The sequence below is a fragment of the Pollutimonas bauzanensis genome (assembly GCF_040393045.1).
Classification (GTDB): Bacteria; Pseudomonadota; Gammaproteobacteria; order Burkholderiales; family Burkholderiaceae_B; genus Pollutimonas; species Pollutimonas bauzanensis_A.
On record NZ_JBEBUX010000027.1, the window covers coordinates 1 to 25932 of the forward strand.

The 25932-nt window shown below is 57.2% G+C and carries 17 protein-coding genes; 9 read left to right on the forward strand and 8 right to left on the reverse strand.

Annotated elements, in window-relative coordinates:
- Nucleotides 1-27: 27 nt before the first annotated feature.
- From ABWO67_RS06275 to pdeR, 3 genes are all read left to right on the forward strand, one after another.
- Nucleotides 28-2157, forward strand: a complete 2130-nt coding sequence (locus ABWO67_RS06275) for a TonB-dependent receptor (protein ID WP_353149098.1) — start codon at nt 28-30, stop codon at nt 2155-2157.
- Nucleotides 2157-3806 (forward strand): enterochelin esterase domain-containing protein, encoded by a 1650-nt coding sequence (locus tag ABWO67_RS06280; protein WP_353149101.1) that lies wholly within the window; start codon nt 2157-2159, stop codon nt 3804-3806. Before ABWO67_RS06275 ends, ABWO67_RS06280 begins: the two co-directional genes overlap by 1 nt.
- A gap of 78 nt (nt 3807-3884) precedes the next feature.
- Nucleotides 3885-5885, forward strand: coding sequence for a cyclic di-GMP phosphodiesterase (gene pdeR, locus ABWO67_RS06285; RefSeq protein WP_353149166.1), 2001 nt, complete (start codon nt 3885-3887; stop codon nt 5883-5885).
- Between the two features lie 18 nt (nt 5886-5903).
- Here the strand turns inward: pdeR and ABWO67_RS06290 are convergent, their stop codons facing one another.
- The 4 genes from ABWO67_RS06290 to ABWO67_RS06305 all read right to left on the reverse strand — a co-directional run bounded on the left by ABWO67_RS06290 (nt 5904) and on the right by ABWO67_RS06305 (nt 10441).
- Nucleotides 5904-6803, reverse strand: a complete 900-nt coding sequence (locus tag ABWO67_RS06290) for a crotonase/enoyl-CoA hydratase family protein (protein WP_353149104.1) — start codon at nt 6801-6803, stop codon at nt 5904-5906.
- Nucleotides 6804-6955: 152 nt separating this feature from the next.
- The gene (locus ABWO67_RS06295) at nt 6956-7879 is read right to left on the reverse strand and encodes a cation diffusion facilitator family transporter (protein ID WP_353149106.1); all 924 of its coding nucleotides are present in this window, start codon (nt 7877-7879) and stop codon (nt 6956-6958) included.
- A gap of 3 nt (nt 7880-7882) precedes the next feature.
- Nucleotides 7883-9955, reverse strand: a complete 2073-nt coding sequence (metG, locus tag ABWO67_RS06300; RefSeq protein WP_353149109.1) for a methionine--tRNA ligase — start codon at nt 9953-9955, stop codon at nt 7883-7885.
- A 237-nt stretch (nt 9956-10192) separates the two neighbouring features.
- Nucleotides 10193-10441, reverse strand: coding sequence for a hypothetical protein (locus ABWO67_RS06305; protein WP_353149112.1), 249 nt, complete (start codon nt 10439-10441; stop codon nt 10193-10195).
- Between the two features lie 92 nt (nt 10442-10533).
- Between ABWO67_RS06305 and apbC the strand changes: the two genes are divergently transcribed.
- The 6 genes from apbC to ABWO67_RS06335 all read left to right on the forward strand — a co-directional run bounded on the left by apbC (nt 10534) and on the right by ABWO67_RS06335 (nt 21123).
- Nucleotides 10534-11619, forward strand: a complete 1086-nt coding sequence (gene apbC / locus ABWO67_RS06310) for an iron-sulfur cluster carrier protein ApbC (protein WP_353149115.1) — start codon at nt 10534-10536, stop codon at nt 11617-11619.
- Between the two features lie 4 nt (nt 11620-11623).
- The gene (locus ABWO67_RS06315; protein WP_353149118.1) at nt 11624-13396 is read left to right on the forward strand and encodes an autotransporter assembly complex protein TamA; all 1773 of its coding nucleotides are present in this window, start codon (nt 11624-11626) and stop codon (nt 13394-13396) included.
- Nucleotides 13393-16953, forward strand: a complete 3561-nt coding sequence (locus ABWO67_RS06320) for a translocation/assembly module TamB domain-containing protein (protein ID WP_353149121.1) — start codon at nt 13393-13395, stop codon at nt 16951-16953. Before ABWO67_RS06315 ends, ABWO67_RS06320 begins: the two co-directional genes overlap by 4 nt.
- Before the next feature lie 81 nt (nt 16954-17034).
- A complete protein-coding gene (dcd, locus tag ABWO67_RS06325; RefSeq protein ID WP_353149124.1) occupies nt 17035-17598 on the forward strand; it encodes a dCTP deaminase in 564 nt (187 codons plus the stop codon).
- Nucleotides 17599-17611: 13 nt separating this feature from the next.
- Nucleotides 17612-19873, forward strand: coding sequence for an Orn/Lys/Arg family decarboxylase (locus ABWO67_RS06330; RefSeq protein ID WP_353149127.1), 2262 nt, complete (start codon nt 17612-17614; stop codon nt 19871-19873).
- Nucleotides 19874-19878: 5 nt separating this feature from the next.
- The gene (locus ABWO67_RS06335; RefSeq protein WP_502929978.1) at nt 19879-21123 is read left to right on the forward strand and encodes a BaiN/RdsA family NAD(P)/FAD-dependent oxidoreductase; all 1245 of its coding nucleotides are present in this window, start codon (nt 19879-19881) and stop codon (nt 21121-21123) included.
- 48 nt (nt 21124-21171) lie between these two features.
- On the opposite strand, the gene ABWO67_RS06340 is transcribed toward ABWO67_RS06335, so the two are convergent.
- The 4 genes from ABWO67_RS06340 to ABWO67_RS06355 all read right to left on the reverse strand — a co-directional run bounded on the left by ABWO67_RS06340 (nt 21172) and on the right by ABWO67_RS06355 (nt 25905).
- Nucleotides 21172-21879: a DUF2968 domain-containing protein gene (locus ABWO67_RS06340; RefSeq protein WP_353149129.1), complete on the reverse strand. Its 708-nt coding sequence runs from the start codon at nt 21877-21879 to the stop codon at nt 21172-21174.
- Nucleotides 21880-21987: 108 nt separating this feature from the next.
- Nucleotides 21988-23385, reverse strand: coding sequence for a sigma 54-interacting transcriptional regulator (locus tag ABWO67_RS06345; protein ID WP_353149132.1), 1398 nt, complete (start codon nt 23383-23385; stop codon nt 21988-21990).
- A gap of 51 nt (nt 23386-23436) precedes the next feature.
- Nucleotides 23437-25506 (reverse strand): TadG family pilus assembly protein, encoded by a 2070-nt coding sequence (locus ABWO67_RS06350; RefSeq protein WP_353149135.1) that lies wholly within the window; start codon nt 25504-25506, stop codon nt 23437-23439.
- A gap of 12 nt (nt 25507-25518) precedes the next feature.
- Nucleotides 25519-25905 carry a DUF3613 domain-containing protein gene (locus ABWO67_RS06355; protein ID WP_353149138.1) on the reverse strand — a complete coding sequence of 129 codons (387 nt, stop codon included), beginning with the start codon at nt 25903-25905 and terminating at the stop codon, nt 25519-25521.
- Nucleotides 25906-25932: the final 27 nt, after the last annotated feature.

Below are 25932 nucleotides of genomic sequence, written 5' to 3' on the forward strand. Positions count from 1 at the left end.
TCACTCAACCCGTACTCGGACAAAATCATGCCCAAACATTCACCGCGCGCCTGCAAAGCAACGGTTGGCTACTCTATCGTGCTTGCTGTGCTGGGTGCCTTTGGCGGCGCTCATGCGCAGTCGACCCAGACGCTTGCCCCTATTACCGTTCAGGGTTCTGACGGGGAATCCTTGCCTCCGGTTGCTCCAGGAGGGAAGGCCGCGACTGGGGCGCGTCTTGGCATGTTGGGAAATACGGACATATTGGATGCGCCTGTCAGCATCAATTCCTATACCGCGCAGATCATCCAGGATATGCAGGCCCGCACCCTGGCAGATGTGCTGCAGAACGATCCTTCGGTTCGCTTCACGACCAACAGCGGTCATATGCTTGAGCACTTCACCATACGCGGCCTGGATGTAAGCGGCCCGACGGTGGCATTCAATGGTTTGTATGGCATTGCGCCGAAAGGGCATATTCCGACGGAGTTCCTTGAGCGCGTCGAAGTGCTGCGCGGCCCCAGCGGCTTGCTAAGCGGCATGGCGCCTGCCGATAACCTGGGCGGTACGGTCAACCTGGTCACCAAACGCGCCACGGACGAGCCTATTACGAATCTCACGACGTCTTATTCGTCTGACAGCTATGTGCAGGGTCATGTCGACGTGGGCCGCCGTTTTGGCGAAGATAAAAAGCTGGGCGTGCGTTTCAACGGTGTCTACGGTACGGGGGACACTGGGGTTTCCGACCAGAAGAAGGGGCGGCGTCTGGGCGCGCTGGCGCTGGACTATCAGGATGATAACTGGGGCCTGAAGCTCGATGCTTACTCCAGCCGCGAGAAAATCGACAACGGCAGCCAGGGGATGTATGGCCTGGTGGCCACGCGCAGAAACGTCGTGGGTCTTGGGGAGCTCGTTTCGGTGCCCGATGCGGACAGCAATATGTTCGAAGGTACGCACGGCGTGTACGAGGATGATGGGTTCTCGTTGCGGGGCGATTTTAAATTGAACGACAACCTAAGCGCCTATGCGTCGGTCGGCGCGGCCAATAGTGTCGGCAAGGGGTTGATGTTCGGCACCCGCGTGATCGTGACCGATCCGGATGGGACGGCAGCCGGTTATGTTTACAACGTGCATACAGTGACGCGCGGCCGCGTAGCCGAGACCGGGCTGAATGGACGTTTCACTACGGGTTCTATCGCCCACAACATAACGGCTTCCGCGTCTTGGCTGAACTATAAAGAGGGCACTGCCAGCAAGGCGAACGAAGGATGGCCGCAGAACATATACAACCCGGTTGCGCCCGTGTTCCCAAGCGCGCCCAATGCGCCTGATTATTCGGTCGATAACGTGATGAGCTCGTTTGCATTGGCCGACACGCTGGATTTTGCGGAAGGCAAGGTACTGCTGACGTTGGGTGCGCGTTTCCAACGCGTCAAGCAGAAACTGTCGGACTATGATGAGTCCCGCCTGTCGCCGTCGGTCGGCATCGTGGTCAAGCCGTGGGGCGAGAATACCTCGCTGTATGCCAACTACATGGAAGGTTTGTCGCCAGGTGAAACCGTAGCTTTTAATCAGGGTTATGTGAATGAAGGCCAGTCGTTCAAGCCCCTGCAGACTAAGCAGACGGAAGTCGGCGTCAAGCAGCGCCTTGGTTCGTTTACGCACACTGTCAGCGCATTTCAGATCGATCGGCCGACCTTGGTGGAAGAAGAGGTCGATGCCGGCTACGTGATGGCCGAAGGCGGCAAGCAGCGGCTGCGCGGTATCGAATGGTCGATGTTTGGCAAGATCGCGCCATCGCTCAGTGTGCTGGGTGGTCTTTCCTTTCTGGACGCCAAGCAGCGCGACACCGGCTTGCGAACTTTCGGTGCGCCGAAGTGGACAGCCAACCTGGGGCTGGATTGGGAAACTCCGGTCACAGGCTTGAGCGTGGGCGGCCGGGTGGTGTACACCGGCAAGCAATGGGCCGATACGGGCAACACACTGGAAATGCCTTCGTGGCACCGGTTTGACTTGAATGCACGCTATGCGACCAAGATCGCCAGCACGCCGGTCACGTTTAACCTATATGTCGAGAATCTGACCGGTCGTGAATACTGGTCCGGCTTGTTCACCAGCGGCTATCTCATGCCCGCCTCGCCACGTGCAGTTCGCCTCGCGGCAACGTTCCAGTTCTGATGAGCACGGCAGGGTGGCAACGCGCCTTGGTATTGACCGGGTGCATGGTGTTTGGCATGGCTGCTTGGGCCACGGGCGCGGGGGCTCAGGCTGCCGTGCCCACGGTGCTGGCTGCGGGGCATAGTGCACGCGGTGACGTGCCGGTGGGTGGCAGCTATATTTTTCGTCTGAACGTGCCTGCCGGGCATGTTGTTCAGGGGGAATTTAAAGGCCGAAATACCGTGCTCGATTTGCAGGATGAGCAGGGCAGGCATGTGCGCCGCCTGGGTGTTGCCGACGGCACACAGCAAGGCATGATGTGGGTGGCGGCCGATAGCCCGCAGCGGCTGGCGGTGCACCATACGGGCGACATGGCGGGTACGTTCGAACTGCAGCTTGCCAAGGTGCTTGCTCCCCAAATACAACGCACCAGCGACGATGGCCGGAAGCTTGCCAGCCCCCGATTGCGCGCGTTGCAGAAAACGATTGCGTCGGGTGGTAGCTCTGAGGCTTTCTGGAAAGAGATAGCGCGTGAAGGATCGCCGCTTATCGAGTCCTTGTCGGACAAGGAGTCCCTTGTGACCTTCCTGTGGAAAGGAGAGGCGAAGAACGTACGCCTGTTCGGCAGCCCATCGGGCGACCACGATCCTTTGGCAAGGCTGCCCGGCAGCGACGTGTGGTGGGCGACGTTTCGCATGCCTAATACGGCGCGACTGAGTTATCGGCTGGCGCCGGATATACCCGTGGTCCAAGATGATCCCAGGGCGCAGCGGCGCATCATCCTGGCAACCGCGCAACGCGACCACTTGAACCCGCGGGTCTTTCCCGATACGGCGGACACTCTAATCGACATCTATCAAGGAGCTTCGGCAGTGGCATTGCCCAAGGCGCCGCCGCAGCCCTGGATTGAACGCAATGCCGGGACTGCGGCGGGAACGCTAGTCCATCATGAGTTGGACAGTGCCATACTGGGGAATCGGCGGGACGTGTGGATTTATCAGCCTGCGGGCGCCGCACCCGAAGCGCTGCTCGTCTTGTTTGACGCCCATGCCTATCTAGAACGAGTCCCGACGCCTGCCATTATCGACAACTTAATGGCCGAAGGTTTGATCCCGCCTACCGCCGTGGTGTTGATCGGCAACCCTAGCCCGACCGCCAGGGGTGTGGAGCTTCCGCCCAACAAGCTTTTTGCCCGCTTCCTGGATGAGGAACTGATGCCTTGGGTGAAAGACCGTGGCGTTAGCCAGCCGGCGGAACGCACTGTTATCGCGGGCTCGAGCTATGGCGGCCTGGCTTCCGCTTACGCCGGGTTGGTGAACCCACATCATTTCGGCAACGTGCTTAGCCTTTCAGGCTCGTATTGGTGGGCGCCCAAAGGTGAAATTCCGGGTTGGATGATGCGCGAATACGTGAAAGCGTCAAAGGCCGATGTGCGTTTCTATCTGGATGCCGGCCGTTACGAGGCGAGCCATGGCGGCCGGGACGGCATACTTGAAACCAGTCGCCACCTGGGTGATGTGCTCAGGGCAAAAGGCTATGCGGTTACGCAGGTCGAGCACGACACAGGGCACGACTACCTGCATTGGCAAGGCTCTTTGGGCTGCGGACTGGTTGCGTTGCTCAAGCCGGTCGCATATGAAAGCGGTTTGCCGGCGTGTCACGGGCAGTGAGGATGCACGGATGACTTGACCGTCTTTCTCGAAACCCGTAAGGTGATCTTCCTGTCGCGTTCGCCAGAAGGGTTGACCATGTCCGAAGACCAAGATTATTCAGCGCTTTACCTACGTTTCGGCACCAATAGCCCATACTGGCGCCTGGGGACGGACAGCGATGCTATTTCGTTGTCCGCAATACGCGATGAAGTCCAGGTCTCGGTTGGGCTAACGGCAGAGCAGGCGCAGCGTGTGCGCGGCCTGACCGGCATCACCGCCAGCTTGTCCATTGACGTGCGCATTTTTGACGACGATCTTCGCTTGCATTTGGTGGGCCGCAAGATCAACGCCAACGAATGGGCGGGTACTGCGTCTGCATATGGCGACACCGATTCCGTTGCCCGGGATCTGGTGGAAGGGCTTTCGTTTGCGGAACGCGTGGTGTCTGAAGCCAATTCCGTGATCGTTATCGTCGACCACGATGGACGAATCCAGCGCTTTAACCGGCTGGCCGAGGAATACACCAACAAGCGCGAGCAAGACATTATCGGCAAGAGCGTATTCGAGCTCTTCATGAGCCGCGAAGAAGCCGCTGCATCGCAGCGCAATATTTCCGGTTTTTATCGCAATGGTCAGTCATACGAAGTCGAGCGTTTAGTTAATACCGTCAAAGGTAAGCGATTGTTTCTTTTTCGCAACAAGTTTGTCAGTAGCGGCAGCGGTAAAAAGCAGAATTACCTGATTTGTTCGGGAACGGATATTACCGAGGAGCGTCAGGCGCGCGAGCGTTTGCGCATTCTGGCCAATACCGACGTGCTGACGGGGCTGCCCAATCGCTATGCGATTAATGAGCTGCTGGGCACGGCGATTAAAACCGGGCACGATAAAAAAACGACGTTGGGCGTGCTGTTCATGGACTTGGACAACTTCAAGCGCGTCAATGACCATTACGGCCACCCTTTCGGGGATAAGTTGTTGCGTCTGGTGTCGACTACTGTTGCCGGCTGCTTGTCCGATGATCAGATACTGGGGCGTTTTGGCGGGGATGAGCTCATCGTGCTTCAAGAGAACGCCACCATCGAGTCGCTTGAAGCTACGGCCCAGCGTATTCTGGCGGCCATGCGGTCGCCGTTTCGCCAAGGCCTGATCGAGGTCTATACCAGCTGTTCGATAGGCATCGCGATGTATCCGGATCATGGTGCAGACGCCGAGAGCCTTATCCGCAGCGCCGACATTGCCATGTATGCGGCAAAAGAGATGGGGCGGCGCACCTACAAAGTGTTTGCCACCGATATGGACAAGCGTGTTGCGGACTCCGTGTGGCTTGATACCAACTTGCGCAAGGCGCTGTCGGACGGGCATTTGCAACTGTATTACCAGCCCAAGCTTATCGCCCGGACTGGCGCCATTTGCGGGGTAGAGGCGCTAGTGCGCTGGATTTCCCCGAAGGACGGCATTATTTCGCCCGGGGTGTTTATTCCCTATGCCGAAGAATCCGGCCTGATCGGCCCCCTGGGTGCGTGGGTCATGCAAGAGGCGGCGCGACAGGCAGCGGTCTGGATAAGCAAGGGGCTGAATCTGCGCGTGGCAATTAATGTGTCGGCGCGCCAATTGGCCGACAATTCCTCTATTGGCCAGTTCATGGATGCGCTCAGTGCGGCAAATCTAAGCCCATGCCCGCTGGATATCGAACTCACGGAAAGCTGTCTTATCGAAGACGAGGTAGCCGCCATCAAGGCCATCCGTCAATTCCGGCAACTGGGTGCGCAAGTGCATATGGACGATTTCGGTACAGGCTATTCGTCGCTGTCCCAGTTGGCCCGCATACCTTTGGATGCCATCAAGCTGGATGCGCATTTTGTGCGCGATATCAACAAGAACCCGGTCTCTCAGGCGATTGCAAAGGCGATTGTGGCGGTGGCGCAGGCTCTGCAGTTGAAGGTGATTGCGGAAGGTATAGAAAACCAGAGCGAAGAGCAGTTTCTGGAAACGCTGGGCGTAGACCAAATGCAGGGCTTTTACTACGCGCGCCCGATGCCCGCTGCCGAGCTGGAGTTATGGCTCCAGCAACGGCAGCGCGCCCAGCTAACAGCCTGAACGTGCTGCAGTTCGGCGTCAACTCATCAGAGCCTCTAATGCGTCGTTCTGCATGCTCGTCGATTGCACTGCAACGGCGCGACGATTTTGCATCATCACAAGGCGCTCCATATATTGCCGGTCTTTGATGTCAATGGCGAAGGCTGAATCCACCCAGTCTTCGGTGATGTCCATCAATTCCGAGCGAGACAATTGCAGAACGCGCTGGCGCGCCCGGATCATGGCACGCATCCCGTTCAGCTTTGGCCGCATCATGTCTATGAATGTGCGGGTGGCTTTGTAGGCGTCGCCAGGCTGAAAAAGTACGTCCACCAGGCCTTTGTTCTCGTACCATTCAGCTGTGTGCGATTCACCGGAACTGATCAACTGCTCGGCTAATCTCATCCCGGCTTTGCGAGCGACCAGCGAGTAGCCGCCCATGCCGGGAAAGAGATTGAACGCCATTTCCGGGAATCCCATTCGGGCGTTGGTTTGAGCCAATACGAAATGGTGGGCAAGCGCAGCCTCGAAACCACCGCCAAGCGCGGTGCCTTCTATCATCGCCAGCGTGATCGCGCCGGTGTCGAACCCCCGGGTGGCGGCATGGACGCAGTCGATGCATGCTCGCGCATAGGCGCGTAGCGCCTCACGCTTACGGCTGCGGATCGATTCGGCAAAGAAATTCAAATCGCCGCCGACGTTATAGATCTGTGGCACAAGAGAGCCTGTTACCCAGAAATCGAAGGGCAGGCCTGATTCGCGGGCTGCCTGCGCCAGCGACATGATTTCGTCTACCAAGACGCTGTTGAAGCAAGGACGTGGTGTGGCGCGAAGCATCATCCACATTACACGGCGGTCTTCCTCATAGAAGGCCGAGATTTGTGTAAGTTCGCCAGCCTCGTTGAAAGGGCGGCAGTTTGGATGGTTAGTTAGATGCATGGATTCCTCCAGTGAGAATCGTATTAATTGAGGGTGTACTGCACCTTCAGCCTAATACAGCTCAGCAAAGAAATGTTTCATATCTAACTGATATAGACGCAAATTTTCACAAATGCACCGAAAATTTCGTCATTTAAACGTCATAACTAGCGTCAATTGTGGGGGTTGTTTGAGGTTTGTTTTTCGGTGGCCTGGACCGTTACCGGATCGAAATGTGTCATCACGTCTAGTACGGGTTCGTATTGCATCACGCGTTTGCGGGCTTCGGTGGCAATAATGTGGCCTTGGGCGATTGTCAGGGCGCCGTCCATTTCCAGGTCGACTTCTACCCAGATCATGTCCCCCAGCTTGCGCGTTTTCAGGCCGTGTATGCCATGGACGCCTGGAGTGGAAAGCAGATAGCCGCGAATACGTTCCTCGGTGTCCTCGTCAACGGCCCGGTCCATCAAGTCGTTGAACGACACGAAGAAGAACTTCCAACCCATGCGTATGATCATCAGGCCGACAATCAGTGCGGCCAGCGGGTCGGCCAATGGAAAGCCAAGAATATTGGCCAGAATGCCAAATGCCACAACCAGGGATGAGGCGGCATCGGATCGGGCGTGCCAGGCATTGGCGGCCAGCATGGAAGAGCGTACTTTTTTGGCTACGCCCAGCAAATAGCGGAACAGGAGTTCTTTGGCGACCAGCGCAAGCAAGGCGACAAATAACGCTGCGCTATGGACTGTAGGGATGGCGCTCGGGCTTTGCAGCTTGGTATAACTGTTCCATAGCATGCCTATGCCAACCGATAGCAATAGCGCGCCAATAATCATCGACGCCGCCGTTTCGAAGCGACGGTGGCCGTAGGGGTGATCGGCGTCGGGCGCTTTCTGGCTATGTTTATTGGCCACCAATACAACGCCGTCCGACACCAGGTCGGACAGCGAATGGATTGCGTCTGCCACGAGGGCCGTCGAATGGGCGAACACCCCGATCAACATTTGAGCTACGGTCAGCACAATATTGACCCCGACGCTGACCATAGTGCTGCGGTGCCCAGCAGCCTGACGGTTGGGGTCGAAATGGATGCTCATGCTTTAGTTGATGCGCATGCCGGGTTGTGCGCCGGGCCAAGGTTCGAGTATGTAGATGCCGGCGTCGACTTTGTCATCGTTGTGGCTCGCGGCCAAAACCATGCCTTCAGACACGCCGAAACGCATTTTGCGAGGAGCCAGGTTGGCAACAAGAACAGTCAGTTTGCCGATCAGGTCGCCGGGGGCGTAAGACGACTTGATGCCCGAAAATACCTGGCGATGCCGGCCTTCGCCAGCGTCCAGGGTCAGGCATAGCAGTTTGTCGGAACCTTCGACGGCGGTGCAGTTGACGATGTGCGCTATGCGCAGGTCGACCTTGGCAAAGTCCTTGATGTCGATGGTGTCGGCAATGGCTTCCCCGCCTGGAACGACCACGGGCGCCGCTGGCGGTTCGAGCAGGTCGTCGAGCATTTTCGGTTCAACCCGTTGCATCAGGTGTTTGAATGGGGTGATTTGCGTTGGCAATGTGGCGGCGTCGGCCCATGCGTAGCTGCGGTCCGCGCCGAATAATTCCTGGGCGACTCTGTCGGTCAGTACAGGAAGCACTGGAGCCAGCATGACGGAAAGCGCTTTGAACCCGGCCAATGCCCGCGAGCAGACGTTTTGAAGCGCGGCTTTTTGTGCGGCGTCGGCGCTGCTGATGCCCTTGGCCATAACCCATGGCTGCGCGGTATCGAAAGCCTGGTTGATCTGGTCGGCATAAGCCATGATCTGACGAATCGCGCGGCCATATTCGCGCAGTTCGAAGTCGGCCCGCACCGCTTCGGTAACCTGCGCCAGTTCGGTTTGCAATGCCTGGACGTCGCCCTGGTAGGCCAGTTGGCCATCAAAGTGCTTGCTGATGAAGTTGGCTGCCCGGCTGGCGATATTGACGTACTTGCCGATCAGGTCGCTATTGACCCGTGCAATGAAGTCATCGGGGTTGAAGTCTACGTCTTCGACATGCGAATTGAGCTTGGCGGCAATGTAGTAGCGCATCCACTCGGCATTCATGCCCAGTTCCAGGTAGCGCAAAGGCGAAATGCCGGTGCCGCGGCTTTTCGACATTTTCTCGCCGCTGACGGTGATGAAGCCGTGTACGTGCAGGCCGTCCGGTGTTTTGCGCCCTGAAAACTTCAGCATCGCCGGCCAGAACAAGGCGTGGAAGTACACGATGTCTTTGCCGATGAAGTGCACCTGCTCGGTATCGCTGTCCGGATCCAGCAGGGCGTCGAAATCAATATTCTGCTTGTTGCAATACGCCTTGAGCGAGGCCAGGTAGCCAACCGGCGCATCCAGCCAGACGTAGAAGAACTTGCCGGGTGCATCCGGGATGGGGATACCAAAATAAGGCTCATCGCGCGAGATATCCCAGTCGGCCAGGTTGGCTTCGCTGTCGGCGTCGCCGGTGCCCAGCCATTCGCGGGTTTTGGCCAGTACTTCGGACTGCAGGCGTTTATTGCCGCTGGCATTGCTGCCTGTCGTCCAGGCTTGAAGGAACTCGACGCAGCGCGGGTCGGACAGCCGGAAGAAAAAATGTTCCGAAGACTTCAATACCGGCGTGGCATTGGTCAGCGTGGAAAATGGGTTGATCAGGTCGGTGGGCGTATATACGGCGCCGCACGCTTCGCATGAGTCGCCGAATTGGTTTTGCGCATGGCAGCGTGGGCATTCGCCCTTGATGTAGCGGTCGGGCAGGAACATGCCCTTGACGGGATCGTAGAACTGTTCGATGGTGCGCGAATCGATAAAGCCGGCGCTTTTCAACTTCCGGTAAATATCTTGCGACAGGGCGACGTTCTCGTCCGAGTCAGTCGAATGCCAGTGGTCGAACTTGATGTGAAAGCCGTTCAGGTAGGCAGGACGTTCGGCCGCATAGCGGGCCACCAGCGCCTGAGGTGTAATCCCTTCGCTTTCCGCCTTGAGCATGATAGGCGCCCCGTGTACGTCGTCGGCACCGACAAAATGCACCGTGTGTCCCGACATTCGCATAGTCCTTACCCAAATATCGGCCTGGATGTATTCCATGATGTGACCGATGTGGAATGAACCATTGGCGTAAGGCAGTGCAGTAGTTACAAATAGCGTGCGCGACATGTCTAGGCGTTATCAGAAGAAAAGAAAGGGGGATTTTAGGGCTTTCCCGGGGTTGATGCTTGGAAAAGAAACAGAGCAGCAAAACGGCCCGGCGCGCCCGACCGCAGCGTTGCGGTTGGGCGCGCCGGCTAAACTGCCTGAGCAGTACCCGCTAAATTGTGATCAATCGTTAAGATTCGTGTGCGGAGTGTTGCTGCAAACCGCTACGACCCGTAGTATAGCCGGGCAACCGATCGCTTAGGGGATTTCCCGCATTTCGATGTCGGTTACGTCTTTGTTTTTAAAGACGTTTTTATTGGAACTGGCGTGCCGGCGCTCGGTCCAGTAGGCTTTCACGCCGAATGGACGGCCCTTGATTCTGGCCACTATGTACAGGATGCCGACCGCGATGGCGGTGGAAATCATGAACACAAACGCCATCGCCATGCCGAAAATGGCAAGAATAAAGAAAAGGACGCCGCGGATAATTTGGTTAAATATATTCATCGTGATTATGTAGACCCCCTGTGGGAAAAATAATTCCCTCAATCCGCTATTCTTGAGGCTTCGGTGCAATTTTCCAAGTAAGGCCTATTGATATGAGCTTAAATCCTGATCAAATTCTCGCTGTATTGGCCGAGGTCATTGACCCCAATACACAAAAAAAACTAGCGGTAACGGCAAAAAACTGCGAAATCAGGCTTGAGGGTATTGACGTTAGTATCACTGTACCCCTCGGTTATCCATCGCACAATGGGCAAGCCGAATTGCGGAAACGCATTGAAACCATTTTGACTGAGCAAGGCCTTAAGGTAAAAGCCTTGCAATTCAAGGTTCAAATCGCAGCCCATGCTGTGCAGCCAGGGTTAAAACCATTGCCTAATATACGCAATATCGTGGCTGTTGCCTCAGGTAAAGGCGGTGTTGGTAAAAGCACAACGGCCGTCAATATTGCCTTGGCGCTGGCAAGCCAGGGCGCACGCGTGGGGCTGCTGGATGCCGACATCTATGGTCCCAGCGTGCCTATCATGCTGGGCTTATCGGGCAAGCCTAAAAGCCTGGATGGCAAAACCATGGAACCCCTGGTCGGCCATGGCTTGCAGGCCAATTCCATTGGTTTTCTGATTGAAGAAGATTCCCCTGCCATTTGGCGCGGCCCTATGGTTACGCAAGCTTTGACGCAACTGCTGACCCAAACCAACTGGAACGATCTGGATTACCTGATTGTCGATATGCCCCCGGGAACGGGCGACATTGCCTTGACCATGGCCCAGAAAGTGCCGCTTACGGGCGCGATCATCGTCACGACGCCGCAAGACCTGGCCCTGGCTGATGCGCGCAAGGGGCTGCGCATGTTCCAAAAGGTCAACGTACCTGTATTGGGCGTGGTCGAAAACATGTCGGTGCACATATGTTCCCAGTGCGGTTACGCTGAGCCTATCTTCGGCGAGCATGGTGGGCGCGATATGGCTGCCGAATTTAACTTGCCATGGTTGGGTGCTTTACCTTTGCAGCTAAGCATACGAACCCAGACGGACTCAGGCACGCCTACTGTGGTCGCCGAACCTCAGGGCGAGCCTGCCAAGGCTTATCATGCAATCGCCTCGGCGCTGGCTGCCAATGTAGCGGCGCTACCCCGCGATATGGCGGCCAAGATGCCTGGCGTTGTGGTACGGAAGACATAACTGGATGCGCGTCGGCGTCGTAGGTTTATTTCTGGCGGTAAGCCTGGTGCAGCAAGCATTTGCGGCCAAACCCGAGGTCGTGGTCGACCCGGGCGGCGTATCGCCGGCCGCGCTGCAGTCCATCAATGGCGCAATCGAGGCGATTACCCGCCTTGCTGAAGACCAGGATGGTGGTGAAGTCTCGCGCCTGCGCCGACGTGCGCACGACGCCACCGTGTCGGCTCTGGAAACCCAGGGATATTTCTCCTCGAAGGTGACGCTGGAGGTAAGCGAGGACGCCGTTGGCGAAATCTGGGAAATCACGATCGAGCCAGGCGCGGTGACCCTTGTCGACAACGTGGACCTGGAATTCAAAGGTCAAATAGAACGGCCGGAGTTTGCTTCGCGAGTGCAGGCCATCAAAAGCCAGTGGCCACTCCAAAAAGGCATGCCGTTCATCAATGAGTCCTGGAGCAAGGCAAAAACAGCTGTGCTTGATGACGTCAGTCGAAAAGACTTTTTCTTTGCGCGTCTGGCCGGCACGCAGGCAACGGTTGAGGCAGATCAGGACAAGGCGGACTTGTCCGTCAAGGTGGAAAGCGGTCCGCGTGTCAGGTTCGGCGAGCTGACCATGGTTGGGCTCAAGCGGGTTCCCCCCTCTTTAATCGATCGTTATATTCAATACACTCCTGGCGATTCCTACGATCAGGATAAGCTGGACGATTGGCAGCAGGCATTGCAGTCCACGTCTTTCTTTCGTGGCGCCTTTGTGACGCTGGACCAAGATGAAGCCGCGGCAAAGACATTGCCCAATGGCGAAATGGAATTACCCGTGCGGGTGCAGGTGTCCGAGGCGCCCGCGCGGCGCTTCACGGGGTCGTTGGGCGTGGATAGCGACAACGGCCTTGGGGTCGAGGGTTTGTACCGGCAGAATGTGGTGTTCGGGCAGCCAGTGTGGATAGAAACCGGCGTGGGTATCGACAAAAATCGTCAGCGGGCTTTCTTCGACGTGAATTTGCCGCCAACGCTTAGCGGCTACAAAGACAGCGTGGGCGTGTTGTACAACCATTCCGATATCGAAGGGGTGGACAACAGGCGCGCGGGGCTGGGCTGGAAGCGCAAGCAAGAGCGGCAGGCGGCGGGTGATAGCCGGGTAGAATATGAAACGCAGTGGGGGCTGGTCGCTGCTCACGACAAGACCGAAATCAGCGGCGCTGAAACCTTCGAGGTACCGACGTTGGTGGCAACGTGGCAGTGGCTGCGCCGCGACGTGGATAAAAAGTATGATCCGCGAGAAGGAAATTTGATTGATTTTGGTCTTGGCGCAGGGGTTACCCTGGACAAGGGAGAGCCCTTTTATCGGTCCAGCTTGCGTATGCAGCAGTGGTGGCCGGTAGGCCGGCGCGATGTCTTGACCCTGCGCGGCGAAGTCGGCAAGGTATGGTCGCAAACCGACCGGTTGCCGCAAGACTTCGGCTACCGCACGGGCGGGGCCCGTTCAATACGCGGCTATCGCTATCAAAGCATAGGCATTGCGCGTGGCGACGCCATTGTGGACGCCCCAACCCTGGCTGTGGCCAGCATTGAATACACGCATTATTTTACCGAGCAGTTGGGCATGAATTATTTTGTGGATGTTGGCGACGCCGCAGAGTCTTTTGGACAAATGGATCTGGCGGTGGGCTACGGCGTGGGTTTGGCCGTCCGGACGCCCGCGGGGCCGTTCTTTGTTGACGTTGCATATGGCCAGCGGGATCGCCGCCTGCGTTTGCACTTTTCCCTGGGTATAGCGTTTTGAGCAGGGTACTGCGCTGGCTGCGAACGGCCTTCATCTGGCTTGGTCCCATCGTTGTCTTGCTCGTTCTGGTCTGCTGCGGATTCCTGTATTGGGTGCTGGGCACCCCGTCGGGCAGCCGCTGGGCAATGGTTACTGCTGCCCAGCAACTCGATGGTCAGGTCAGCGGGGTTTCGGGAACAATCTGGGAAGGCCTGGATGTAGGCGAATTTGCCATTTCCTTGCCCGGCGTCGCCGTCAAACTGGACACTTTTCACTTGCAGGCCAATTGGCGCGAGCTGCTTGAGCGGCGTGTGCATGTCAAGGATTTGTCGGCGAACGTAATAGAAGTCGACCTTGCCAGTACGCCTGACGAACCGCCTGGCGAGCCCTTCAAAATGCCTGTCTTACCGGTGCGTGTGGCCATAGATCGGCTTGCAGTCGGCGAGCTGATTGTGCGCCAGGACGGCAAGGCCCTACCCGTCAGTATCAAGGACTTGTCTACTTCGTTAGCGTTAAGCGAGCAAGGTGGCCAGTTGGTCATCCAAAGCCTGAATCTTGGAAACGAGCAGGTGCTTGCCGGTTTCCAGGGGCAGGTGGATGTACAGGGATTGCAGGATCCTTGGCCGCTACAGGCGCATTTCACAACGAATGCCAGCGGCGTCACGGCTGACTCGCCCCTGTGCGCCCATCGTTACCTGCCGTCGTTGCCTGGCGCGCCAGAAGATGCGGGCTCTGCTTGCACGCTGGACATCGAGACTCGTATTGACGGGAGTCTTGATGCGCTCACTATCGTCGTTAAGGGGACTGGCCAGGGGATGAGTCTGGACGCGCAGGCAGCGCTGACACCCCGCGCTGCCTTCCCGCTGAAAGACGCAACAGTGGCGCTGAAATTGGCCGACGGCTCTTCATTGAACGGTAACGTGGACTGGACTTCCCGTCAGGTCGACAACGCAGTGCTCGATCAACTGGTCGGTTCGCTGCGAACTGAAAAGCTCGATATCGGTCAGCTCGTCGGCTCTGCGATACCGCCGGCCGTTATTACGTCGGCCGCTGATTTCAATGTAGAACTGCGCAACCATACCGATGTGCTGGCCGCCGATGTGGCGCTTAGCTTCGGCGAAGGGTCGCGTTGGAATAAACAGGTATTGTCCGGCGCCTTGAAAGGCAAGGTGGTCAATTCCGCCGCCTCGGCTGCCGTTGATGATGGGTCTGCACCATTGGTGCCATCTGCGCCTTTATGGCAGGGCCTGAAGCTGGCCGGTCTGGATATGGACTTGCGTTTGGGCAAGAACCATTTGCTGGCTAAGGGCGCTTTGGGGAACACTGCCGATCAATTGAAGTTGAATATCACGGCTCCCGACTTGGCCGCCTTCTGGCCTGATCTGCCGGGCGGTGCGAGCGTGCAGGGCGATGTAGGCGGATCGCTTGCCAGCCATAAGGCAGACCTGACGGCGCAATACACGCCGGCCCACAGCAAGCCGCAAGAAGTCGGTAGCGCGCCGATCAAAGCGAAGCTGGTGCTGGACGGCAGCTGGGGCAAAGGGGTAAAGGCGGAAGACGCGCTTGAAGGATGGCGAGGGCGGGTCACGGCCTTGAATGTCGAACACGCCGGATTGGGTTTGCGTTCGGGTACGTCTACCAGCATCAGTTTCTTGCCAGGTGCGACGGCGCCTGCATGGCAATGGCAGGTGGGCAGTACGGAACTGGAATTCCTGTTGTCGTCGCGGCAGCTATTTGCGCTTAGCCATAAGGGCTCCCGCGGGGGCGACAAACGTTGGGAAACCCAGGGCGCCATTAACAAATTGGCGGTTTCGGAACGCCTGATAGCCGAGTTGCGTAAAAAATTCGACCCGCAGGCGAAAGAAGAAGCGGATCGCGGCGGGGTCAAGATTAAAGCCAATAAGGGCGATGACCTTGCCGAGGTGGTGTTCGGCCTGAACTGGAATTTGAGGTTTGCCGGTGCGCTAGAGGGCCAGGCCCATATCGAACGGCTGTCGGGCGATGTCATGGTGCCGGCGGAGCCCGCGTTTCCCTTGCAGTTGCAAACATTCAAGCTGGATTTGAATGCCAAGCGCCGCAATGCTTCAAGCAGCCTGCTTACTGCCAACCTGGATGTGAAAACCGCCAAGATGGGTCGCATCGCGGCAACGGCGTCGACGCTGATTCACGCGACGGCTGGCGGCGGCCTTGCCCTGAAGAATTCCGACGTCAAGACTGTCAAAGTCGATGCGGATGTCGACGATCTGAGCTGGGCCAGCCTGTTCCTGGGCGATGCCATGGAACTGGGCGGCGCAGTCAAGGCCAATGTCCAGTTGAAAAGCCGGCCTGACGGTACGTGGGATAGCAGCGGGACCATCAATGGTCAGAAAATTCGGTTCGTGCGTATTGACGACGGCATACGTTTGCTGGGTGGCACGCTGTCGGCTCGTCTGCAGAATGATCGCTTGATCCTGGACAGCTTGAGCTTTCCGGCGAGCTTGCGCGTCGAGCCTAAAGAATGGCGTACGGCAGAATGGCTCAAGACCAATCCGGAAGCCAAAGGCGGCAAACTGACGATTACCGGGGACTGGAACTTGTTCGAATCACGCGGGGTCATTGGCGTCGATTTGTATCGGTATCCCATTTTGCAGCGTTCGGATCGCTACGCCATGATCACCGGCAAGCTGCAGCTGACAGCTGAATTACCCAAGATTGCAATCAACGGCGCCATTACCGCGGACGCCGGCTGGTTTGATCTGGATATGCTGGGTGGCATACCCACGGTGGACAGCGACGTTGTCATCGTGCGTGCAGGCGATGAAAAGAAAGAGGTCAGTGCTCCCGCGGATATTTCGATGGATCTCGACGTCGATCTGGGACGCCGCTTTTACTTGACCGGTTATGGTGTCAACTCGGGGCTGGTCGGCAAGCTGCATGTGGCAATGAGAAACGGCAAGCTCACGGGGATAGGGGCATTAAGAACCCGCGGCGGCGCGATCGAAATCTATGGCCAACGATTGCAGCTGCGTCGCGGCACGCTTACCTTCCAGGGCGACATTGCCAGCCCCGTGCTGGATATCGAGGCCTTGCGTACGGGCCTGGCTGTCGAGGCAGGGGTGCGGGTCGCGGGCACAGCCAGGCGCCCGCGCATCGATTTGGTATCGTATCCGGCCGTGAGCGAAATCGAAAAACTGTCGTGGTTGTTGATGGGGCATGGCGCTGACGAGTCCGGTGGGGATATGGCCTTGCTGTTTTCCGTGGGCACGTCCTTCCTGGGCAGCGGTGAGCCGTTTTACCGCAAGTTCGGCATTGACGAGGTCAGCATCAAGTCGGGTCAGTTGGGCAGCGCCGGCAGTATCTTGCCGGCTGAAAGCGTGGTCAGCGGCCTGGATAGCGGTACCAGCGATATCGAACGTAAATTCGTTTCGGTTGGCAAAACCCTATCCAATGGCATAAAGCTTAGCTTTCAACAGGCATTGTCCGACACTGGGTCGGTAGGGCGGGTGGGTTATCAATTAAGGCGCGGCCTGACGGCTGAACTGACTGCAGGGACGATAAATGGGGTTGCATTGGTGTACCGATGGTTTTCCATGGACTGAATTTGTCTTATTTGTCGGTCGGATCAAACCTTCCATCCGTAAGAGCGATAAAATACGCGCCAATCTAATAAGGTCAGGGCTATGAGCATAAAACATGATGGCTGGATCCGGCGCGCTTCCGCCGACGGCATGATAGAACCTTTCGAACCAGGCCAGGTGCGCGAGGTCGACGGAAAGCGTATCGTGAGCTATGGCACTAGCAGCTATGGCTACGATGTGCGCTGTGCCGATGAGTTCAAGATTTTTACCAATATCAATTCGACCATTGTCGATCCCAAGGCGTTCGACGAAAAGTCGTTCGTCGATTTCAAGGGCGACGTGTGCATTATCCCGCCGAATTCGTTTGCTCTGGCCCGCACTGTAGAATACTTCCGTATACCCAGAAGCGTTCTTACCATTTGCCTGGGGAAAAGCACCTATGCCCGTTGCGGCATTATCGTTAACGTCACGCCCCTCGAACCCGAGTGGGAAGGCCACGTCACCCTGGAATTTTCCAACACTACGCCGCTGCCCGCAAAGATCTATGCTGGCGAAGGCTGCGCACAAATGTTGTTTTTTGAAGGCGACGAGGTTTGCGAAACCTCGTATCGCGATCGCGGTGGTAAATATCAGGGCCAGCTTGGCGTGACCCTGCCTCGCACTTAGCAGGAGCTATTGCATGAAATTTCGTTTCCCCATCGTTATCATCGATGAAGATTACCGCTCCGAAAACGCCTCCGGCTTTGGCATAAGAGCCTTGGCGTCGGCCATAGAAACCGAGGGCGTCGAAGTATTGGGCGTTACCAGTTACGGCGACCTCAGTTCATTTGCGCAGCAGCAAAGCCGCGCCAGCGCGTTCATCTTGTCGATCGACGATGAGGAGTTTGACGTCGACTCACCCGAGGACGTCGCCAACGCGATCAAGAACCTGCGCTCGTTCATTGGCGAACTGCGGTTCCGCAATGAAGATATTCCCATTTACCTGTACGGCGAAACGCGTACCTCGCAGCATATTCCCAACGATATTCTGCGCGAGCTGCATGGGTTTATTCATATGTTCGAGGACACGCCCGAATTCGTGGCCCGGCATATTATTCGCGAAGCCCGTGCTTACCTGGATGGGCTGGCGCCGCCGTTCTTCCGCGAATTGGTTAAATACGCATCCGACGGCTCGTATTCGTGGCATTGTCCCGGGCACTCGGGTGGCGTGGCTTTCCTGAAAAGCCCGGTCGGGCAAATGTTCCACCAGTTTTTTGGTGAAAACATGCTGCGCGCCGACGTCTGTAATGCGGTCGACGAGCTGGGTCAATTGCTTGACCACACCGGACCTATCGCGGAATCCGAACTCAACGCTGCACGCATTTTCCACGCCGATCACTGCTTCTTCGTCACGAACGGCACATCCACGTCCAACAAAATCGTCTGGCACGCCAACGTGGCGTCGGACGATGTGGTGGTGGTGGACCGCAATTGCCACAAGTCTATCCTGCACGCCATCACCATGACTGGCGCGATTCCCGTGTTTTTGCGTCCTACGCGAAATCACCTGGGTATTATCGGGCCTATCCCGCTGGAAGAATTCGATCCGGAAAATATCCGCAAGAAGATCGAGGCGAATCCCTTTGCGCGCAATGCCAAGAACAAGAAGCCGCGCATCCTGACGCTGACGCAAAGCACCTACGACGGGGTTATTTACAACGTCGAGATGATCAAGAAGAAGCTGGACGCCCAGATCGATACCCTGCACTTCGACGAGGCCTGGCTGCCGCACGCCACGTTCCACGAGTTCTATAAAGACATGCACGCCATTGGCGAAGGCCGCCCGCGCAGCCAGGACACCATGGTGTTCGCCACGCACTCCACGCACAAGTTGCTGGCCGGTTTGTCGCAGGCTTCGCAGATTACGGTGCAAGACTCGGTCAGCCGCAAGCTGGATCGCAACGTGTTCAACGAAGCCTATCTGATGCACACGTCTACGTCGCCGCAGTACGCAATTATTGCGTCGTGCGACGTGGCCGCCGCCATGATGGAGCCGCCCGGCGGCACCGCACTGGTCGAAGAAAGTATTTCGGAAGCCCTGGATTTCCGCCGCGCCATGCGCAAGGTGGAGTCCGAGTTCGGCCGCAATGACTGGTGGTTCAAAGTATGGGGCCCCAATCGCCTGGTGTCCGATGGCATAGGCAATCGGGACGATTGGCTTTTGGTTTCAGGCGACGAATGGCACGGCTTCGGTGATCTGGCTGAAGACTTCAACATGCTGGATCCGATCAAGGCCACGGTCGTCACGCCAGGGCTGGATATTTCCGGCACCTTTGCTGAAACGGGCATTCCGGCGGCGCTGGTGTCCAAATACCTGGCCGAGCATGGTGTGGTCATTGAAAAGACCGGCCTGTATTCATTCTTTATTCTGTTCACCATAGGCATTACCAAAGGCCGCTGGAACACCTTGCTGACAGCGCTTCAGCAATTCAAGGACGATTATGATCTGAATCGACCTTTGTGGCGCATTTTGCCCGATTTCTGCAAGCAGCACCGCATGTACGAAAAAATGGGCATGCGCGATCTTTGCCAGCAAATTCATGAAACCTATCGCAAATACGACCTGGCGCGCCTGACGACAGAAGTGTATTTAAGCGATATGGTGCCGGCCATGAAGCCGTCCGACGCCTACGCCAAGATGGCGCACCGCGAAGCGGAGCGTGTGTCTATCGACAATCTGGAAGGCCGCGTTACCGGTGTGTTGTTGACGCCGTATCCACCCGGCATCCCGTTGCTGATTCCAGGCGAACGCTTCAATAGCCGCATCGTCAACTATTTGCAGTTTGCGCGTGAATTCAACGCCAAATTCCCCGGGTTTGAAACCTATGTTCACGGCCTGGCGCATGATCTGGACGAGAATGGTGACGACAGGTATTACGTTGACTGCATTAAAGAAGAATAGCGCGCGTGGCCAGTAGTTTTGATGTAGCCGTTATCGGCGCGGGGGCGGCCGGCATGATGGCCGCCGCTGTCGCCGGGCAGCGAGGCTTGCGCGTGGTGCTTATCGACCACGCGGAAAAGCTGGCGGAAAAAATTCGTATTTCGGGCGGGGGCCGCTGCAACTTCACCAATATAGGCACTACACCTGCCAATTTCCTGTCGCAGAACCCGCATTTTTGCCGGTCGGCGCTGGCCGCTTATACGCCGCGCGACTTCATCGATATGGTTGAAAAGCACGGCATCAGGTGGCACGAAAAACATCGTGGCCAACTTTTCTGCGATGAATCCAGCGAAGACATCATCGCCATGCTCAAGCGCGAATGCGATGACGGCCGCGTGGCATGGCGCATGCCTTGTTCGGTGAAAGACATCGTGCGTGATCAGGAAGCTTTTCTGTTGCGCACCAACCAAGGCAACATAACCGCGCGGCAATTGGTGATGGCCACAGGCGGTATGGCGATTCCCCAGTTGGGGGCGACTGACTTCGCGCTGGGCATAGCGCGGCAATTTGGCCTGAAAGTGGTCGAGCCGCGTCCGGCGCTTGTGCCGTTGACGTTCGACGCCCAAGCCTGGCAACCATTTTCAGCGCTTAGCGGTGTTGCGCTGGAAGTGTCGGTGAAGAACGATGGGGCGGCCGGCAAGCGCAAGCCTGCGGGTGCTGCCGTTCGGCGGCAAACCGAATTTCTTGAAGACTTGCTGTTCACACATCGCGGTTTGTCGGGCCCTGCCATTTTGCAGATTTCCAGTTTCTGGGAACCCGGCGAACCGATACATGTAGACTTGGCGCCGCATCAGGATCTGGAGCGGGATCTGCTGGCAGCCAAGCCAGGCAGCCGTCAACAGCTAAGCACAGTGCTGGCGGGATTGTGGCCCAAACGCCTGGCTGATCAGTGGCTGGCTAGCGTCGAAGGCCAGGATGCAGGCTCGCTGCGCCTTGCCGATGTGCCGGATAAAACCTTGCGTAACCTGGCTGCGCACATTCATTCCTGGTCTCTTGTCCCCAACGGCACCGCTGGATATAAGAAAGCGGAAGTGATGCGCGGCGGCGTGGATACGCGCGCGCTGAACCAGAAAACCATGGAAGCCGGTACAGTGCCAGGCCTTTACTTCATCGGCGAAGCCGTGGACGTGACGGGATGGCTGGGCGGCTATAACTTCCAGTGGGCCTGGGCGTCGGGGGTTGCTTGCGGGCAGGCGTTGTCGGGCGCATAGCTTGTGCAACGCGCCCGGCAACGGGTTTCAGGTTTTCTTATACCTGATTTAGCGGGCTTTCCCTTTGGCCTTGGTCGAGCTTAATGCCGACTGCTGCGCTTGCAGCGTCTTGATCTGATTTTGCAAGGCTCGCAGCTGTTCGCGGGCCTCTTTTTGTTGTGCTTGCAACTGCTCAGCGTCTTGGCGCGCCGTGGCTTGTTGCGCACGGATCAGGCTTTCTTGCTGGCGCTGGGTTTGCACGTCGTTCTGAAGAACGCGCAGTTCGTCTGTTTGCTCGGCCAGTTGTTTCTCTGTGTGGGCGTAGTCTGCTTCCAGCCGGATTCGGCGCAAGTCCACTTCCGCCAGCTTGGCGGTTTCGGCAATGAATTCTTGATAAGTGCGTTCTGCGCGGGCATGGTCTTGTGTCTTGACGGCGCGCCAGAATTGTTTTTGCTGAAACAGGGCTACGTAATACGTCAGCGTATCGCGATTGAACAGCAGGCTTGCACCATAGTTGCCGTTGTAGCTGGTTCGCAACTCACTGACTTGGCGTGTATGAATCAGTTGCTGCACTTCGGCAACAGTGCTGCCGGGTATTGCGGGCGCGGCAGGAGCGGCCACCGGAGGCGTCACAGGCGTTGCATCGCCATCTGCTTCCTTCTCTACTTGCATCACGGTGGGTCTGGTTTCCGGCGCTTTGGTGATGGCGCAGCCCGCCATGCCAATAGAAGCCACAGTCAGGAACAAAATTCTGGTTTTTATACGGAAAGAGTTCATATGCACAGGACCGCATCCCTTTTGACAAGCGATGAGTCGATAAAAGTTATTAACCTGAAGATGGCTGGGCCGCTCGTTGTGAGCAGCCCGCCGCATTTTAGTCGCAAGCTACGGGGCAATGTTTTCACCTTGACTCGTTATCTGTAGCTTGCGCATTTTTTCCCATAGAACCTTGCGGCTTATGCCCAATTCTGCTGCCGTGTCCAGACGTCTCCATCCGTTGGCGTTGAGCGCTCCAATGACGCGTTCGCGTTCTGCCTGCTCTGCGCTGCTGAGCTCGGCGGCCGGCTCTGGTTCCCGCTGCGCGGGGGCGGATGCTGATTGGTCGGCAAGGCGCAAGGCATTGAGACGCTCGAATACTTGTTCCAGGCGTTCTTTGTCCCAGGCGCCCCGTTGCCGTACGATGATGCCGATGCGCTCCACTAGGTTGGCAAGCTCGCGTATGTTGCCGGGGAAGTAAATGTTGCCTACGCGATCAAGCAGCCATGTCGGCACAGGCGTGGCTTTTTCTGGCACGAATGGCCCGATCAAAGCCTGGAATATGGCCTTTTTTTCAGCCGGGCCGCGCTCTTCCAGATTAGGGATATCCAGTTCGATGACGGCAAGGCGGTAATACAAGTCGGCGCGAAACTTCTGCGCCGAGATCTGTTGGCGCAAGTCCCGGTGGCTGGCTGAAACCAGGCGAAAGCGTGCCGGCACTTCCACCGTGGAACCCAGACGGGTAATGCTGTGCTGCTCCAGCACGCGCAATAACTTGACTTGCTGATACAGCGGCAGGTCTCCAATTTCGTCCAGAAACAGGGTGCCGCCATCGGCCTGCTCGAAATAGCCTTTGTGGGCTCCGACCGCACCGGTAAAGGCCCCTTTGGCATGGCCGAAAAAATGCGCTTCGAACAAGCCTTCCGGTACCGCGCCGCAGTTGACGGCGACGAAAGGCCCGCGGGATACGGCTGAACGTTCATGCAGCAATTCTGCAATGCGTTCCTTGCCTACGCCGGTTTCGCCATGGATGAGTACGCTGGCATTGCAGTCGGCATACAGCTCTACGTCGGCCAGCAGTTTTTGCATTACGTCGGAAACCGCGATCAACGGGCGGGGTGTACTGACCTGCGTCTGGCGCTTTGAGTTTGCCGCAGCGCCAGCCAGCCGCGAGATCAGGCGTCGCAACTCGGCGCAGGTGAAAAGCAGGGGCAGGGTATGCGAATAGGCAGGAGGATAGAAGCGGGGATCGTGACCGCGTTCTTCTGCTGCGACCCAGATAACGGGAATGTCTTGCGACATGAGCCAGTCATTTCCGATGAAGCGAGCGTCGCCGATGACGGTGACTGACACCAGTGCTACGGCATGGCGAGAGGCGTCTTTCTGCGGCAGCACCAACATGTTGGGATCAATACGTAAGACCCCGATATCGCTGTTGACCAGACAACGTTCGACCCGGGAGGCGATATCAGAATTGCCTTCCCAAATATAAAGATCGATATCTTCGGACGGAATGTTGTTGTTCATAGCGTGCGTACCAATGAGTGTGGCGTAATTTTGTTCTTCATCATGCGGGGCCTAATCGACCAGGCGCGGAATACCGCATTGGACGGAGTGCAGGGCTATGTCGGTTTCACCCAGATTCAGGCCTAATGTCGTTAATAGTTGCTGCAGCAATTGGCTGAGCGGATTGAGCAAGGGTGACAATAATGACATCACGACGGCGGCTACACCGCCGATCAGACTGTCGCCGCTAAGCGCCAATGTCTTGACTGCATCGGCCCTGCATTCTCTTAGCTGATCATTTGTCCAGTTCGTTAGACCACAAAAGACATCACCCAAGGGTGCGACCAGTATGGTGTTAAGGACGTTTCCTACGGTTTGCAGCGTTCCGCCCAGAAAACCTGTCAAACCGCTGCCCGTCATGCGTTTGCTTAAGGCGTCCAGCGCTTCTTTTGACCACTTCAGTTCAGCGACAACCTCGGTAATGGATCGTCCAGAACCGGTGGCGCCTACCAGTTCCTGTGCCAGATTATTTGCTTCGCTATTGCTGATGTTAAGACCGGAGCCTACGAGATCGCCCAACAAACCGGCCAGGACGCTGTCTGCGACAGCACTAACAGTTTCTGCAAGATTCAGATTGGTGGCGTGGACCGTGTCTGTTGAGTCAGATGAAGGCGGCGCGGTCAATATCAATCGGGGAGGAGGTGTGGCGCTGGGCAATAGTGGTAGCGCTACACGGCTGGTGATAGGCAGCACGCCAAGGATATCCAGCACTTTATAGCGGGTTACCTTGTTGGAGGTTGGGTCTAACGCGTCATCGGCGCATGAATTGGTGGTCGAAAAGAAACCATCCCCGTTAGCAGCCATGGCAGGGAAGCGTCCTATGCATAGATTTACTACAGAAGAACTGACTTCGATTTCTGCCTGGTCCTTGTTCAGCGGCTCAGCGCATACATTTGTCAGCACCCCCTTGGACGGAGCCATCTCAATGATGAGAGGCAGGTCGACAACGAAGCCGGCGGCTGGCAGGATTCCGCCCAGAATTTCGTTGGTCGTGGCCCGCAAGTAAATCCTGATCTGCGCGCTCTGTGCTTCTGCGCCGATACCCCCAATGGCAATAGAGGGAGGTTCAACGATCTGTATTTTTCCGGTCGCAATGAACGACACATTATCCAGAGAAAGGTCCACCATCCTTTTACCATTAGCGATAAGAACGCCGGTGGAAACGAGATCGGCCAAACCCACTAATGCTTGCAGCGAGGCAGCGGGATCGGCGGTGTCCACGATGGCAAGTATGCCGCCTTCGCCAAATAGCTTGATGGGTATATTGAGCTCGGGCACTGCGAGTATCGTACTGATGGCTTCTGCCAGGGCGTCTACGTCGGCCTGCAACAGTTGCGGGCCTGCCACGGTGGCGGCGGCATTCAATATGTCGGCCAGTGTCAGTTGGGACAGGGCCAATAGTTCATCGGGAGTGCCTGCGCCCAGGGCGACTGTCGCAGGCAGCCCGAGAGCTTCAAGTAGTCCGGCAGGACTGATTCGGGCATTTGCAAGCCCGGCGGAATCAAGGACGGTGAGTGTGTCCGGAGCCAGGCCGATTGTGCCCAAGAGGCTGCCCAGCAGGCCATCCGACCTGACGCTCAATAGACGAGACCCTACCGAGAACGCGGCTACTGGTTCGGTGTTGACGGCGGTTGCCGTCACGCCCTTTATATCGGTATCCAGCGCGAAGAACGGCACGATCGTGTTTATCTTCTTGTTGATTGTTACGCGCAATGCATTATGGGGTGTCGATGCCGAATCAAAAAAAGTTGCGGTATCTGCGCCTGCTGCATAGTTGGCGGGGACTTCCCAGCGTCCGCATTCCGCTGTGACTGCATCAAGGTCGCTCATATTCGCGGCGGCGACTTCCTGCGCCCGGCTTATGGCTGCGGCGCATTCCGTGCCATCTTTCAGCGCCTGCACCCCGCTTAACGCGGACAGGTCGGCCGCCTTCTGCAGTTCGCGCTTCACGGAGAAAGCATAGCCAAGCTGGATGGATCCCAGCAGCACAAGCAAAATAAGCAGCGCACCCGTCATGATTACCAGGATAGATCCACCTTGGCTGGGTTGGGTCGCATCGAGGGACGAGGGGTCAAGAGGCATGTGCACTTACCTTTATTCGTTGTTGCTTTCGACTTTTTCCGTAAACCAATCAGGAATAGGGTGGTTGAAGCTGTCCAGATAGCGTTTCCAGGTCAAGTCCGCCGTGGCCCCAAGTACCGGCAGCTCCGCCCCGGCGCGTACGCCACTTGCTTGTGCAGCCATAAGCGTGCGCGTGACATCGCCCACTTGCTCTCGTCGCGGACGCTGCACGACGGTTCGAGTGGGTGTGGCAGCAGGCGGTGTGGTTGTCTGTGGAGCGGCCGTCTGCGGTGCGACAGTCGCAGGTGTGGTCACGGAAACGACAGGCTCCTGGTGCACTATCGGGCTGTGGTTTTGGGCCAGGCATAGCGCAGGCGACAAAAGAAAAATGGGACAGAGGGATTTCAGAAAGCGTGGCATGAGTCAGATCTCGTAAAGTCGGTGCGG

What these genes read in the sequence shown, in the direction of transcription:
- ABWO67_RS06275 (WP_353149098.1), top strand. Translation starts at nt 28, where the DNA reads ATGCCCAAACATTCACCGCGCGCCTGCAAAGCAACGGTTGGCTACTCT.
- ABWO67_RS06280 (WP_353149101.1), top strand. Translation starts at nt 2,157, where the DNA reads ATGAGCACGGCAGGGTGGCAACGCGCCTTGGTATTGACCGGGTGCATG.
- pdeR (WP_353149166.1), top strand. Translation starts at nt 3,885, where the DNA reads ATGTCCGAAGACCAAGATTATTCAGCGCTTTACCTACGTTTCGGCACC.
- ABWO67_RS06290 (WP_353149104.1), bottom strand. Translation starts at nt 6,803, where the DNA reads ATGCATCTAACTAACCATCCAAACTGCCGCCCTTTCAACGAGGCTGGC.
- ABWO67_RS06295 (WP_353149106.1), bottom strand. Translation starts at nt 7,879, where the DNA reads ATGAGCATCCATTTCGACCCCAACCGTCAGGCTGCTGGGCACCGCAGC.
- metG (WP_353149109.1), bottom strand. Translation starts at nt 9,955, where the DNA reads ATGTCGCGCACGCTATTTGTAACTACTGCACTGCCTTACGCCAATGGT.
- ABWO67_RS06305 (WP_353149112.1), bottom strand. Translation starts at nt 10,441, where the DNA reads ATGAATATATTTAACCAAATTATCCGCGGCGTCCTTTTCTTTATTCTT.
- apbC (WP_353149115.1), top strand. Translation starts at nt 10,534, where the DNA reads ATGAGCTTAAATCCTGATCAAATTCTCGCTGTATTGGCCGAGGTCATT.
- ABWO67_RS06315 (WP_353149118.1), top strand. Translation starts at nt 11,624, where the DNA reads ATGCGCGTCGGCGTCGTAGGTTTATTTCTGGCGGTAAGCCTGGTGCAG.
- dcd (WP_353149124.1), top strand. Translation starts at nt 17,035, where the DNA reads ATGAGCATAAAACATGATGGCTGGATCCGGCGCGCTTCCGCCGACGGC.
- ABWO67_RS06330 (WP_353149127.1), top strand. Translation starts at nt 17,612, where the DNA reads ATGAAATTTCGTTTCCCCATCGTTATCATCGATGAAGATTACCGCTCC.
- ABWO67_RS06340 (WP_353149129.1), bottom strand. Translation starts at nt 21,879, where the DNA reads ATGAACTCTTTCCGTATAAAAACCAGAATTTTGTTCCTGACTGTGGCT.
- ABWO67_RS06345 (WP_353149132.1), bottom strand. Translation starts at nt 23,385, where the DNA reads ATGAACAACAACATTCCGTCCGAAGATATCGATCTTTATATTTGGGAA.
- ABWO67_RS06350 (WP_353149135.1), bottom strand. Translation starts at nt 25,506, where the DNA reads ATGCCTCTTGACCCCTCGTCCCTCGATGCGACCCAACCCAGCCAAGGT.
- ABWO67_RS06355 (WP_353149138.1), bottom strand. Translation starts at nt 25,905, where the DNA reads ATGCCACGCTTTCTGAAATCCCTCTGTCCCATTTTTCTTTTGTCGCCT.